The organism is Streptomyces sp. NPDC059851, from assembly GCF_042732005.1.
Taxonomy (GTDB): domain Bacteria; phylum Actinomycetota; class Actinomycetes; order Streptomycetales; family Streptomycetaceae; genus Streptomyces.
In genome coordinates this window covers 1-12,564 of sequence record NZ_JBHWJJ010000110.1, presented here as the reverse complement: position 1 = coordinate 12,564, position 12,564 = coordinate 1, and the positions used below count along the sequence as shown (strand labels likewise).

Below are 12,564 nucleotides of genomic sequence, written 5' to 3'. Positions count from 1 at the left end.
GAACGAACGGTGGTCTTGCGTGGTGAGACGCCTCGGCCGGCGGCAGCCGGCGTACGGGCGCTACTTCTGCCGCTTGTAGAAGGGCAGGGCGACGACCTCGTACGGCTCATGCGTACCGCGGATGTCCACGCCGACGCCGGAGGTGCCGGGCGCGGCGTGCGCGGCGTCCACGTACGCCATGGCGATCGGCTTGCCGAGGGTCGGGGAGGGGGCACCGGAGGTGACCTCGCCGATCACCTCGCCGCCGGCCACGACCGGGAACCCGGCGCGCGGGACGCGGCGGCCCTCGGCGACCAGGCCGACCAGCTTGCGCGGCGGGTTGGTGGCGGCGCGCTCGGCGGCGGCCTCCAGGGCTGCGCGCCCCACGAATTCGCCCTCCTTCTCGAACTTCACGACCCGGCCCAGACCCGCGTCGAACGGGGTGAGGGAGGTGGTCAGCTCGTGCCCGTACAGCGGCATGCCCGCTTCCAGGCGCAGCGTGTCGCGGCAGGACAGGCCGCAGGGCACCAGCCCGGCGCCCTCGCCGGCCTTGCTCAGCGCCTGCCACAGCTCCACGGCGTGCTCGGGGGAGACGAACAGCTCGAAGCCGTCCTCGCCGGTGTAGCCCGTCCGCGCGATCAGCGCGGGCACGCCGGCGACGGTGCCCGGCAGGCCCGCGTAGTACTTCAGGCCGTCCAGGTCGGCGTCGGTGAGGGAGGCCAGGATCCCGGGGGACTCCGGGCCCTGGACGGCGATCAGCGCGTACGCGTCGCGGTCGTCGCGGACCCCGGCGTCGAAGCCGGCGGCGCGCTCGGTGAGGGCGTCGAGGACGACCTGGGCGTTGGAGGCGTTGGCGACGACCATGTACTCGGTCTCGGCCAGGCGGTAGACGATCAGGTCGTCGAGGATCCCGCCGTCCTCCTGGCAGATGTGCGTGTAGCGGGCGCGGCCGACGCCGACGGTCGAAATGTTGCCGACCAGGGCGTAGTCCAGGAGCTTCACGGCCTCCGGACCGGTCACCGTGATCTCGCCCATGTGGGAGAGGTCGAAGAGGCCGGCCTTGGTGCGCACGGCGTTGTGTTCGTCGCGCTCGCTGCCGTACCGCAGCGGCATGTCCCAGCCCGCGAAGTCGGTCATGGTCGCACCGAGCGAGCGGTGCAGCGCATCGAGGGCGGTCAGGCGGGGGGCAGTGCTCATGGGTGTGGCTCCCGGGTCCCAGGGCATGACATGACGAGGACGTTCCTCCCCATCTGTCATCGGAACCTGAGAGGTTCGCCGAGAGTCCCGCGGGAACGGGAACCGCCGACTTGCACCTTGGGTGGAGCACGCCCCGGTCCGCCATGGGGGACGGGAAGGGCGCGACTCGCTTTTCAGATCTGCCTCATCCACGCGGTACGGGGCCTGAGAGATTCAAGGGAGGTACTTGCTCCTTCGGCGCCCGGACGCGGCCTCGCGGCCCGTCGGGACTCTCCCGCGCGGATTCAAGCGGCCGGTATGCAGTTGGTCCAGATGGCGCACATCATTGCACGCCCCACCGCGGATCGGGTGGGCGGGCCCGAAAGACTGTGTCATTCGCTACCTCACGGAGCGGCCGTGCCGGACGGTGTACGGTCGCGGACCGCGTCCGGTGGCCGGACGGCCCGGCCGGAACCGGCGCCGTCGGATTACCGTCTCTTTACACTCAATGGGCATGGGGTCCGCGAGGCCCGATTCGGGGGAGGCGATCTTGTGCGGAGATTCGGAGTCCTGGCGACCGCCGGGACCGCGGACGGGGTACCTGCGCAGCGGGCGCGCACGCACCGCGGGCCGGTGAGCGACCTGCGCGGCCTGGGGGACCGCGGGCCGCGCCGGCTCGGCTTCGCCGAGGGGGACATCGTCGTGGTCTCCGGTCTGCCCGGCGGCGGCAAGAGCACGCTGATCAAGCGGGCCGCCGAGGGCGGCGGCATCGACTCCCAGGACGTGCGCGAGCACTGGGAGCGGCGCATGCCCGCGGGGCTCCCGTACGCCGTCTACCGCCCGCTGGTGCGGATCGCGCACTACTGGGGGCTGTGGCGGGTCCTGCGATCCGGCGCCTCGGCCGTCGTCCACGACTGCGGTACGCAGCGCTGGGTGCGGGGGCTGCTGGCGGCGACGGCGCGGCGCCGCGGCCGGGCCCTGCACCTGCTGATCCTGGACGCCACCCCGCAGGAGGCCCTTTCCGGACAGATGGAGCGGGGTCGTGGCGTGTCGGCGTACGCCTTCGCCCGGCACCGGGCCGCGGTGGGCCGGCTGGTGCGCGCAGCGGAGTCGGGCCCGCTGCCGCCGGGCTGCACCTCGGTGGTGCTGCTGGACCGGGCCGCCGCCGCTCGGCTGACCCGCATATCCTTCCGCCCCGCGGAGCCCGGGCGGGCCTGAGCCCCGCCCGGGCGGCTACCCTCTGCCGGTACACGGCGCGACGAGCGGAGGCGGAGATGCACGGCGGCGGCTGGCCGGAGAACGAGCTGGAGCAGGTGCTCGGGGCGGCCCTGGGCGTGCCCGACGCCGGCCCGAGGATCGTCGAGGTGCTGGGCCGGAGTCGGGTCTGGGTGCCGCTGCCCGGCGGAGGCGGCCCGGACAGCCCCTCCCTCACCCTGCCCACCATGGAGATCGGCGGGGCGGCGTACGTGCCCGTCTACAGCTCCGAGGACCAGTTCCGCGCCTGCGTCGGCCCAGGCATGGACTTCGCCGTGGCCCCCGCCGTCGAGTTCGCCCGCGGCCTGCCCCCCCAACTGGGCATCGCCGTGAACCCGGAGGGCACCGTCGGCGTACCGCTGCCCCCGCCCGCCGTCGCCCAGCTGTGCCGGATCGGCCGGACCGAGCTCGACGGACCCGCCACCGGTGGCCGCGTCCGGCTCTACGAGCCCGACTGGCAGGACGACCCGGTGGACTTCCTGACCGCCGCGGCCGAGGAGTTCCGCACCACCGGCCTGGTCGTGGCCGCCCACCGCTGCCTCGCCAGCGTCGAGGGCGGCGACCCGGAACTGTGCATCGGCGTCCGCCTGTCGAGGCGGGACCCCGCCGCGCAGAACGCGCCGCGCGAGGCCCTCGCCCGGGCCCTGGCACGGGTTCCGGCGCCCTGGCCGGTGCAGCTGGTCCTGCTGGACGCGGCGGAGGACCCGGTGGTCGACTTCATCCTTACGCGCGTAAGCCCCTTCTACGTGCCCTAGCGGCGCTTAAGCTGGTCTCATCTCCTGGCCGCACGGGTGGCCTGGACACGCGTGCGGACGAGGAGGGGTACCGGTGAGTGCGTCAGGCACTGCCGCGGCCGGGCAGGTCGAGCACATCATGCGACAGGTGACTCCCGGGCGCTACGAGAGCTACGAGTCACTTCTGCAGGCCCTCGCCGAGGGTCGGCTGTGGATGCTGCTCTGGCAGGGCAGCCCCGGTTCACCGGACGCCCAGTACGGCGGCATGGAGCTGGAGGGCATCGGATACGCGCCCTGCGTCACCTCCCCGCAGGAACTGGCGGCCAGCGGCTGGAACCGCGGCTACGAAGTGGTCACCGGCCGGGACATCGCGCGCGCCCTCTATCCCGACCGCTGGGGGCTGTGGCTGAATCCGCACGCCCAAGGGGGCGGCCTCGGCATCCCCTGGGCGGACCTGCGCCGGATCGCCACCGGCCTGGACCGGATGCCGGCGGGGCCGCTGCGGCTGTCCGAGCCCGCCCTGGAGCTCCCGCAGTTCTACGGGCTGCTGACCCAGCACGCGCACCGCACGCCGGCCGTCCGCTCGCTGCGGCGCGCCTGGGTGCAGCCCGCACTGGGTTCGCCGTACCTCGCGGTCGGGCTCGACCTGTACGACGCCTCCGCGCCCGCGCTGGAGTCCGTACGGGAGATGATGCGCCAGTCCGTCGGTGCGGTGCCCGAGGGCGTGCCGGTGTGCACGGTGGCGCTGGCCGACGAGCACGACCCCGTCGCGATGTGGCTCCGGTCACAGACGCGGCCGTTCTACGACCGAGAGGGACAGGCTCCGGCCTACTGACCGCCAGCTGAGACGACCGCGTCGCGCGACGCTCCGGCCGCGGGGAACCAACCGTTCCCCGCGGCCTTCTTCTTGTCCGGATTTCTTCGCTGATGCGGGTCCAAAAGGCGTACTCCTACCGCGAGTTGGGCGCGTTGTCCGATTGCGCACCGAACGGACGGTGTTGCTCCGCTGAGCCGACACGGCAGTCCGGATAACGGGAACCCGACCCTCACATCACGGTTGCGCATCCATTCATCTGCGGGTCTGGCGGCTGATCGCAGCGCCGTTGAAGACTCCCCACCCAAGAGCCGCTGGGTCCCCGGGGAAACGGTTCGGCTCCCTGCACGTCGCTCGTCGTTCCGCACCGCTTTTCGCGCACTTCCGCACGGCTTCCCGCACGGCACCCGCACCGCTCCTGCACCGCACTGCACCGCACCAGTACCGCACCCGCACTGCCACCTGCACCGCACCTGCACCGCACCGGGCACGCCCGGACACGCACCGAGCACCACCGCACCTCCCGCACTTCCCTGCACCTCGGCACAGTCCTGCGTGTCACCACGCACAAGAGCGCCACTCCGCACCAACGCCGCCACAGCGGCGGGCATGGGCCGGCAACCCGTCGGCCGAGAGGGGTCCCCACCACGATGACGGCACCACTGCATGACACGAGCGCGGAACCCACCGCACCCGTGGCCGTAGCCGACGTCCCTGCGAAGGCCATCGAAGGCCGCTCGCCCGGCCGTATCGCCTGGATGCGGCTCAAGCGCGACAAGGTCGCGCTGACCGGCGGCGTGGTCGTGATCTTCCTGATCCTCGTGGCGGTCTTCGCGCCGCAGATCGTGAGCCTGCTGGGCCACCCGCCCAACGAGTTCCACGAGGACATGATCGACCCGGACCTCGGCACGCCGATCGGCTCCTGGGGAGGCATCAGCTCCGACTTCCTGCTGGGCGTCGAACCCACCAACGGGCGCGACGTGTTCAGCCGGATCGTCTACGGCGCCCGCATCTCGCTGGTCGTCGCCTTCCTGGCCGCCTTCGTCTCGGTCGCCATCGGCAGCCTGCTCGGCGCCCTCGCCGGGTTCCTCGGCGGCTGGGTGGACGGCGTCATCAGCCGCCTGATGGACCTGCTGCTGGCCTTCCCGCAGCTGCTGTTCACCATCGCGCTGGTGTCCGTCGTCCCCAACTCCCTCTGGGGGTTCGAGGGTTCGGGCGTCCGGATGGGCGTGCTGATCGTCGTGATCGGCTTCTTCGGGTGGCCGTACATCGGCCGCATCGTCCGCGGGCAGACGATCTCCCTCCGCGAGCGCGAGTACGTGGAGGCGGCACGCAGCCTCGGCGCAGGCCGCGGCTACATCCTGATCAAGGAACTGCTGCCGAACCTGGTCGCGCCGATCCTGGTCTACGCGACGCTGATCATTCCGACCAACATCCTGACGGAGGCGGCTCTCAGCTTCCTCGGCGCCGGCGTCAAGCCGCCGACCGCGTCCTGGGGAAAGATGCTCTCCGACGCCGTCCCCATCTACCAGGACGACCCCATGTACATGGTGGTCCCGGGTATGACGATCTTCATCACCGTCCTGGCGTTCAACCTCTTCGGGGACGGGCTGCGTGACGCACTCGACCCCAAGGGCAGCTGAACCGCTCCACCGATTCACCCACCTCTGGAGGTTGGACCAACGTGATCCGCAGAAAGCAGGCCCTCGCGATCACCGCCGTGATCGCCGCGCTGTCGCTGACCGCCGCGTGCGGCGGCAACGACGGCGAGAAGAAGACCGAGGGGAAGGGCGGGGGCAACGCCGCCTTCAACGCCGCCACCACCGGCATCGTGAACCCGTCCACGGAGAAGGGCGGCGAGCTCAAGCTCTGGTCGCCGCAGGACGTCGACTACCTCGACCCGGCGCGTGCCTACTACGGCTTCGTGTGGAACATGCAGCGCCTCTACGTCCGCCAGCTGCTGGCGTACGACAGCAAGCCGGGTGAGGCGGGCACCAAGCTGGTCCCGGACCTCGCCGAGGCCCTGCCCGTCCTCAGCAACGACGGCAAGACGTACACCGTCAAGCTCAAGGACGGCGTGAAGTTCGAGGACGGCACGCCGATCACCTCGAAGGACATCAAGTACGGCATCGAGCGCGTCTTCGCGCAGGACGTGCTGTCCGGCGGTCCCACCTACCTGATCGACCTGCTCGACCAGGGCCAGAAGTACCCCGGCCCGTACAAGGACACCGACCCCAACAAGATGGGTCTGAAGTCCGTCGAGACGCCGGACGACAAGACGATCGTCTTCAACCTGGCGAGCGCCAACTCCGACTTCAGCTACCTGCTGGCCATGCCGTCCTCCTCGCCGGTCCCGGCGGCCAAGGACACCGGTGCCACGTACACCAACAAGCCGATCGCCACCGGCCCGTACAAGGTCGAGAGCTTCACCGCCGGCAAGGGCGCCACCTTCGTCCGCAACGAGAACTGGGACCCGAAGACGGACACCATCCGCACGGGCCTGCCGGACAAGGTCACCTTCACGGTGACGACCAACCCGGACGACATGGACGCCCGCCTGCTCTCCGGTGACATCGACCTCGCCGTCGACGGCACCGGTGTGCAGCAGGCCGCGAAGAACAAGATCCTCAAGGACGAGAACCTCAAGAAGAACGCGGACAACCCGTTCACGGGCTACATCCGCTACTTCGCCTTCCCGCAGACCGTCGCGCCGTTCGACAACATCGAGTGCCGCAAGGCCGTCATCTACGCGGCCGACCCGAAGTCCCTGCAGACCGCCCGCGGCGGCCCGACCAGCGGTGACCTCGGCGCCAACATGCTGCCGCCCGGCATCCCCGGCTCCGACAAGTCCTTCGACCCGTTCGGCCTGACGAAGGGCCAGCCGCAGGAGGACAAGGCCAAGGAGGCCCTGAAGGCCTGCGGCAAGCCGGACGGCTTCGAGACCACCATCGCCGTCCGCAACAACCGCGCCCCCGAGGTGAAGACGGCCGAGTCCCTGCAGGCCTCGCTCGCCAAGGTCGGCATCAAGGCCACGATCGACCAGTACGACGGCAAGCTCTCCTCCTCCACGATCGGTTCGCCCGAGAACGTGAAGAAGAAGGGCTACGGCATCATCGTCATGGGCTGGGGCGCCGACTACAACTCCGGCTCGGGCTTCCTGCAGCCGCTGGTCGACGGATCGTTCATCCTGCCGAACGGCAACAACAACTACACCGAGCTGAACGACCCGGAGATCAACGGGCTGTTCGACAAGGCCGCTGCCGCCGCCACGCCGGAAGCCGCCGCCCCGTTCTACACGGACATCAACAAGAAGGTCATGGAGAAGGCCCTCTACCTTCCCATCAACTTCGACAAGGCCTTCGTCTACCACAACCCGCGTCTGACGAACGTCTACTTCAACGACTCCATGGGCAAGATCGACCTCGCCGTCATCGGCGTCGGCAAGTGATCCGGTAGTCGAGTCGTCACGTAACAACAGGCAAGTGCCTTCACCGCACATGCGCTAGTCCGAAGGGCAGGTGAAGGCCGCAGGCGGCGGCTGCCGTCCCCACGAGGGACGGCGGCCGCCCGCCCCGGGCGGCCGACTGCAGTGCTCGTCTACCTCATACGGCGACTGTTCAACGTCGTCGCCACGCTGCTGGTGGTCTCCGTGGTCACCTTCGGCATCTTCTTCGCGGTCCCGAAGCTCACGGGCAGCGATCCGGCCCTCATGTACGCCGGCCGCGAGACCAACGAGACCGCCCTGGCGGGCATCCGCGTGAAGATGGGCTTCGACAAGCCCATCTCCGAGCAGTACCTGACCTTCGTCAAGGGCATCTTCGTCGGCCGCGACTACGACGGCGGCACCGAGATCACCCACTGCGAGGCGCCCTGCTTCGGCTACTCGTTCAAGACCGAGGCGCCCGTCTGGGAGACCATGGTCGACCGCATGCCGGTCACCCTCTCGCTCGCCGTCGGCGCGGCGGTCATCTGGGTGCTCGCCGGTGTGGCCACCGGCGTGGTCTCGGCGCTCAAGCGCCGCACCGCCATCGACCGCACCGTCATGGTCGGCGCCCTCGCGGGCGTCTCCCTCCCCATCTTCTTCACCGGCATGGTGGCCCCCGCGATCTTCGTCTACAGCCTCGGCTGGCTGGACGTGTCCAACTACAAACCCCTCACGGAGGACCCCGGGGCCTGGCTCAACGCCCTCATCCTGCCGTGGGTCACCCTGGCCTTCCTCTTCGCCGCCACCTACGCCCGCATCACCCGCGCCACGATGCTGGAGGTCCTCGGCGAGGACTACATCCGCACCGCCCGGGCCAAGGGCCTCAAGGAGGGCGTGGTCATCCGCAAGCACGCCCTGCGTTCCACCCTCACCCCGATCGTCACGATGTTCGGCCTCGACCTCGGCGGACTCCTCGGCGGCGCGGTGCTCACCGAGACGACCTTCAACTTCCAGGGTCTGGGGACGGCGGCCGTCGCCGCCATCGGCCAGGGCGACCTCCCCGTGATCATGGGGGTCACCCTGCTCGCCGCGCTCTTCGTGGTGATGGCCAACCTGATCGTGGACCTGCTGTACGCCGTCATCGACCCGCGCGTGAGGCTGACGTGACCGAGAACCACCCCCCCTCCGGCTCCGCGGCCGGCTCCGGCGCGGGCGAGGCCCTCGCCGACGGGCCCGCGTTCGTCCCCGAGCAGGCCGGGCCCCGCGGCAGCGGCGCCTTCCTGTCCGTACGCGACCTCAAGGTCCACTTCCCGACCGACGACGGCCTGGTCAAGTCCGTCGACGGGCTCTCCTTCGACCTGGAGCGCGGCAAGACCCTCGGCATCGTCGGCGAGTCCGGCTCCGGCAAGTCGGTGACCTCGCTGGCCATCATGGGCCTGCACCGCACCGGCAACGCGCGCAGCCGCCCGCACATCTCCGGCGAGGTCGTCCTCGACGGCGAGGACCTCGTCAAGGCGGACGCCGACCACGTGCGCAAGCTGCGCGGGCGCAAGATGGCGATGGTCTTCCAGGACCCGCTGTCCGCGATGCACCCCTACTACACGGTCGGCAAGCAGATCGTCGAGGCGTACCGCACCCACCACGACGTGGACAAGAAGACCGCCCGGCGGCGCGCCGTCGAGATGCTCGACCGGGTCGGCATCCCCGAGCCCCACCGGCGCGTGGACGCCTACCCGCACGAGTTCTCCGGCGGCATGCGCCAGCGCGCGATGATCGCGATGGCGCTGGTCAACAACCCCGAGCTGCTCATCGCGGACGAGCCGACCACCGCCCTGGACGTCACCGTCCAGGCGCAGATCCTCGACCTGATCCGCGACCTGCAGAAGGAGTTCGGCTCCGCGGTCATCATGATCACGCACGACCTGGGCGTGGTCGCCGAGATGGCCGACGACATCCTCGTGATGTACGGCGGTCGGTGCGTCGAGCGCGGCACCGCCGAGAAGGTGTTCTACGAGCCCCGCCACCCCTACACCTGGGGGCTGCTCGGCTCCATGCCGCGCATCGACCGCGAGCAGACCGAGCGCCTCATCCCGGTCAAGGGCTCCCCGCCCAGCCTCATCAACATCCCGAGCGGCTGCGCCTTCAACCCGCGCTGCCCGTACGCCGACGTCCCCAAGGGCGGCATCACCCGCACCCGGCGGCCCGAGCTGACCGAGGACGGCGGCGGGCACTGGTCCGCCTGCCACATGTCGCAGGAGGAGCGGACCCGGATCTGGACCGAAGAGATTGCGCCGAAGCTGTGACCGACATGAAGAAGAAGGCGGACGGGCCCGCGGCGGACGCGTCCGGCGTGCCCGCGCAGGCGCCGGCCGGGGAGCCGCTGCTGAAGGTGACCGGCCTGGTCAAGCACTTCCCCATCAACAAGGGGCTGCTGCGCCGCCAGGTCGCGGCCGTCAAGGCCGTCGACGGGATCGACTTCGAGGTCCGGCGCGGTGAGACGCTCGGCGTGGTCGGCGAGTCCGGTTGCGGCAAGTCGACGATGGGCCGGCTGATCACCCGGCTGCTGGAGCCGACGGGCGGTACGGTCGAGTTCGAGGGGCGCGACATCACGCACCTCGGGGTCGCCGGGATGCGTCCGCTGCGCCGCGACGTGCAGATGATCTTCCAGGACCCGTACGGCTCGCTGAACCCGCGGCACACGGTGGGCACCATCGTCAGCGCCCCCTTCAAGCTCCAGGGCGTGGAGCCGGAGGGCGGCCTCAAGGCGGAGGTGCAGCGGCTGCTGTCGCTGGTGGGCCTCAACCCCGAGCACTACAACCGCTACCCGCACGAGTTCTCCGGCGGCCAGCGCCAGCGCATCGGCATCGCCCGGGCCCTGGCCCTGAAGCCGAAACTGGTCGTCGCCGACGAGCCGGTCTCGGCGCTGGACGTCTCGATCCAGGCCCAGGTGGTCAACCTGCTGGACGACCTCCAGGAGGAGCTCGGCCTCACGTACGTGATCATCGCGCACGACCTGTCGGTCATCCGGCACGTCTCCGACCGCATCGCCGTGATGTACCTCGGCAAGATCGTGGAGCTGGCCGACCGGACCTCGCTCTACGAGAACCCGATGCACCCGTACACCAAGGCGCTGCTGTCGGCGGTGCCGGTGCCGGACCCGCGCCGGCGCGGTGCGAAGAACGGCCGCATCCTGCTCAAGGGTGACGTGCCCTCGCCGATCTCCCCGCCGAGCGGCTGCCGCTTCCACACCCGCTGCTGGAAGGCCACGCAGATCTGCGCCGTGCAGGAGCCGCCGATGGCCGTGCTGGCCGCCGGCCACCAGGTGGCCTGCCACCACCCCGAGAACGGACCCGACCAGGCGCCGGGCGACCCCGCCCTGCCGGGTGCCGCGGAGGCGCTGGCCAAGGTCTCGGAGTAGGCCCCGGCCCGCACGGGCACGATACGTCCGGTGGTCCGGTCACCGAGTAGCGGTCGGTGACCGGGCCACCGGTCATTCCCAGTGACAATGGGGCGGTGCTCCACGATCTCTTCCCGCCCGGTGTCCAGCACGCCCTGGACCTCGCGGGCATCTTCGTCTTCGCGACCGCGGGCGCCCTGCTCGCCGTACGCAAGAACTTCGACGTCTTCGGCATCGCCGTCCTCGCCGAGGTGACCGCGCTGGGCGGCGGTCTCTTCCGCGACCTCGTGATCGGCGCCGTCCCGCCGGCCGCCTTCGGCGAGCTCAGCTTCTTCGTCACCCCGCTGATCGCCGCGGCCATCGTCTTCTTCCTGCACCCCGAGGTGCAGCGGATCAACCGCGCCATCAACGTCTTCGACGCCGCCGGCCTCGCCCTCTTCTGCGTCACCGGCACGACGAAGGCGTACGAGTACGGCCTCGGGCTGACCGCGTCAGCCGCGCTGGGCCTGGCCACGGCCGTCGGCGGCGGCGTCCTGCGCGACGTGCTCGCCAACGAGGTGCCCTCGCTGCTGCGCGACCGCGAGATGTACGCCGTGCCCGCCACGGTCGGTGCCGCGATGGTGGCCGTCTCCATCGGCTTCGGCGTCCTCAACGCGCTGACGACGGCCGTCGCGATCGTCACCACCTTCGTGCTGCGGCTCCTCGCGATGCAGTTCCACTGGCGGGCCCCGCTGGCCTGGAACCGCCGGTCCGCGGTCTCCGAAGAGCCGTGATCTGCACGTCACCTCGAAAAGCTACCGCTTAGTAGCCTCGCGCTGTAGGCTCGAACCCATGGCATACGCAGCAGCCCAGGCCTCCATCGGCGACAGCGAGTTCGACCGCGACACCACCATCACCGAGCGTGCGGGCGAGCCCGGGGTGTACGACGCGGAGCTCTCCGCCGGATGGACGATCATCACTGCCGTCAACGGCGGCTACCTGCTGGCCCTGGTCGGCCGGGCCCTGTCGGCGGCCCTGCCGCACCCGGACCCCTTCAGCGTCTCCGCCCACTACCTCACCTCCTCCGAGCCCGGCCCCGCCGTGATCCGCACCGAGGTCGTCAGGGTCGGCCGCACCCTGTCCACCGGCCAGGCCTCCCTGTTCCAGTTCGACGAGAACGGCGCCGAGGTCGAGCGGATCCGCGTCGTCGCCTCCTACGGCGACCTCGCCTCCCTGCCGGACGACGTCCGCACCACGGCCCTCCCGCCGCAGATCCCGCCGTACGAGGCCTGCCTCGGCCCGGAGGCCGGCCCCGCCCCCATCCCCGGCAGCACCGCCATCGTCGACCGGCTCCGGCTGCGCCTGGACCCGGCGACCGCCGGCTGGGCGCTCGGCGCGCCCTCCGGCAAGGGCGAGATGCGGGCCTGGTTCGAGCTGGCCGACGGCCGGGACGCGGACCCGCTCTCCCTGCTGCTCGCGGTCGACGCCCTCCCGCCGACCTGCTTCGACCTGGGCCTGATGGGCTGGAGCCCGACGGTGGAGCTGACCACGCACATCCGGCGCCGCCCGGCGCCCGGCCCGCTGCGGATCGCGATCACCACGCGGAACCTGGCCGGCGGCTTCCTGGAGGAGGACGCCGAGGTCTGGGACTCCGAGGACCGCCTCGTCGCGCAGTCCCGCCAACTGGCCCGCGCCCCGCGCTCCTGACGCGACGGCACGCCGCTCGGGCGGCCCTCCGGCGGGACGACGCTGCGGTGCTGCGTCCCGGCCCCCGCGCCGGCCCCGGTCCCGGCCCCCGCAGAGGGGG

General features: G+C 71.0%; 11 protein-coding genes and 1 riboswitch. Of the genes, 10 read left to right on the top strand and 1 reads right to left on the bottom strand.

The genetic code is table 11. The features are described from left to right. Positions 1–60 precede the first annotated feature (60 nt). Positions 61–1,176: a glycine cleavage system aminomethyltransferase GcvT gene (gene gcvT / locus ACFV7Q_RS28855; RefSeq protein ID WP_385432688.1), complete on the bottom strand. Its 1,116-nt coding sequence runs from the start codon at positions 1,174–1,176 to the stop codon at positions 61–63. A 183-nt stretch (positions 1,177–1,359) separates the two neighbouring features. After that, positions 1,360–1,463, bottom strand: a riboswitch (glycine riboswitch). Between the two features lie 244 nt (positions 1,464–1,707). Between gcvT and ACFV7Q_RS28850 the strand changes: the two genes are divergently transcribed. The 10 genes from ACFV7Q_RS28850 to ACFV7Q_RS28805 all read left to right on the top strand — a co-directional run bounded on the left by ACFV7Q_RS28850 (position 1,708) and on the right by ACFV7Q_RS28805 (position 12,464). Continuing rightward, positions 1,708–2,373, top strand: coding sequence for an ATP-binding protein (locus tag ACFV7Q_RS28850; protein WP_385432686.1), 666 nt, complete (start codon positions 1,708–1,710; stop codon positions 2,371–2,373). Positions 2,374–2,429: 56 nt separating this feature from the next. Further along, positions 2,430–3,164 (top strand): enhanced serine sensitivity protein SseB, encoded by a 735-nt coding sequence (locus ACFV7Q_RS28845; protein ID WP_385432684.1) that lies wholly within the window; start codon positions 2,430–2,432, stop codon positions 3,162–3,164. 73 nt (positions 3,165–3,237) lie between these two features. Further along, positions 3,238–3,978 carry an enhanced serine sensitivity protein SseB C-terminal domain-containing protein gene (locus ACFV7Q_RS28840; RefSeq protein WP_385432683.1) on the top strand — a complete coding sequence of 247 codons (741 nt, stop codon included), beginning with the start codon at positions 3,238–3,240 and terminating at the stop codon, positions 3,976–3,978. A 629-nt stretch (positions 3,979–4,607) separates the two neighbouring features. Continuing rightward, positions 4,608–5,600 carry an ABC transporter permease gene (locus ACFV7Q_RS28835; protein ID WP_385432681.1) on the top strand — a complete coding sequence of 331 codons (993 nt, stop codon included), beginning with the start codon at positions 4,608–4,610 and terminating at the stop codon, positions 5,598–5,600. A 41-nt stretch (positions 5,601–5,641) separates the two neighbouring features. Further along, positions 5,642–7,405 (top strand): ABC transporter substrate-binding protein, encoded by a 1,764-nt coding sequence (locus ACFV7Q_RS28830; protein ID WP_385432679.1) that lies wholly within the window; start codon positions 5,642–5,644, stop codon positions 7,403–7,405. 141 nt (positions 7,406–7,546) lie between these two features. Next, a complete protein-coding gene (locus tag ACFV7Q_RS28825) occupies positions 7,547–8,548 on the top strand; it encodes an ABC transporter permease (protein WP_385432677.1) in 1,002 nt (333 codons plus the stop codon). A gap of 113 nt (positions 8,549–8,661) precedes the next feature. Further along, positions 8,662–9,684, top strand: a complete 1,023-nt coding sequence (locus ACFV7Q_RS28820; protein ID WP_385432724.1) for an ABC transporter ATP-binding protein — start codon at positions 8,662–8,664, stop codon at positions 9,682–9,684. After that, positions 9,681–10,799: an ABC transporter ATP-binding protein gene (locus ACFV7Q_RS28815; protein ID WP_385432675.1), complete on the top strand. Its 1,119-nt coding sequence runs from the start codon at positions 9,681–9,683 to the stop codon at positions 10,797–10,799. Before ACFV7Q_RS28820 ends, ACFV7Q_RS28815 begins: the two co-directional genes overlap by 4 nt. Positions 10,800–10,894: 95 nt before the next feature. Then, positions 10,895–11,551 carry a trimeric intracellular cation channel family protein gene (locus ACFV7Q_RS28810; protein WP_385432673.1) on the top strand — a complete coding sequence of 219 codons (657 nt, stop codon included), beginning with the start codon at positions 10,895–10,897 and terminating at the stop codon, positions 11,549–11,551. Between the two features lie 58 nt (positions 11,552–11,609). Further along, complete coding sequence (locus ACFV7Q_RS28805) at positions 11,610–12,464, top strand: thioesterase family protein (protein ID WP_385432671.1); 855 nt, start codon at positions 11,610–11,612, stop codon at positions 12,462–12,464. The last annotated feature ends 100 nt before the right edge of the window (positions 12,465–12,564 follow it).

Excerpts from the sequence above, each read along its gene's own strand:
- gcvT (WP_385432688.1), bottom strand. The coding sequence starts at position 1,176 with ATGAGCACTGCCCCCCGCCTGACCGCCCTCGATGCGCTGCACCGCTCG.
- ACFV7Q_RS28845 (WP_385432684.1), top strand. The coding sequence starts at position 2,430 with ATGCACGGCGGCGGCTGGCCGGAGAACGAGCTGGAGCAGGTGCTCGGG.
- ACFV7Q_RS28835 (WP_385432681.1), top strand. The coding sequence starts at position 4,608 with ATGACGGCACCACTGCATGACACGAGCGCGGAACCCACCGCACCCGTG.
- ACFV7Q_RS28805 (WP_385432671.1), top strand. The coding sequence starts at position 11,610 with ATGGCATACGCAGCAGCCCAGGCCTCCATCGGCGACAGCGAGTTCGAC.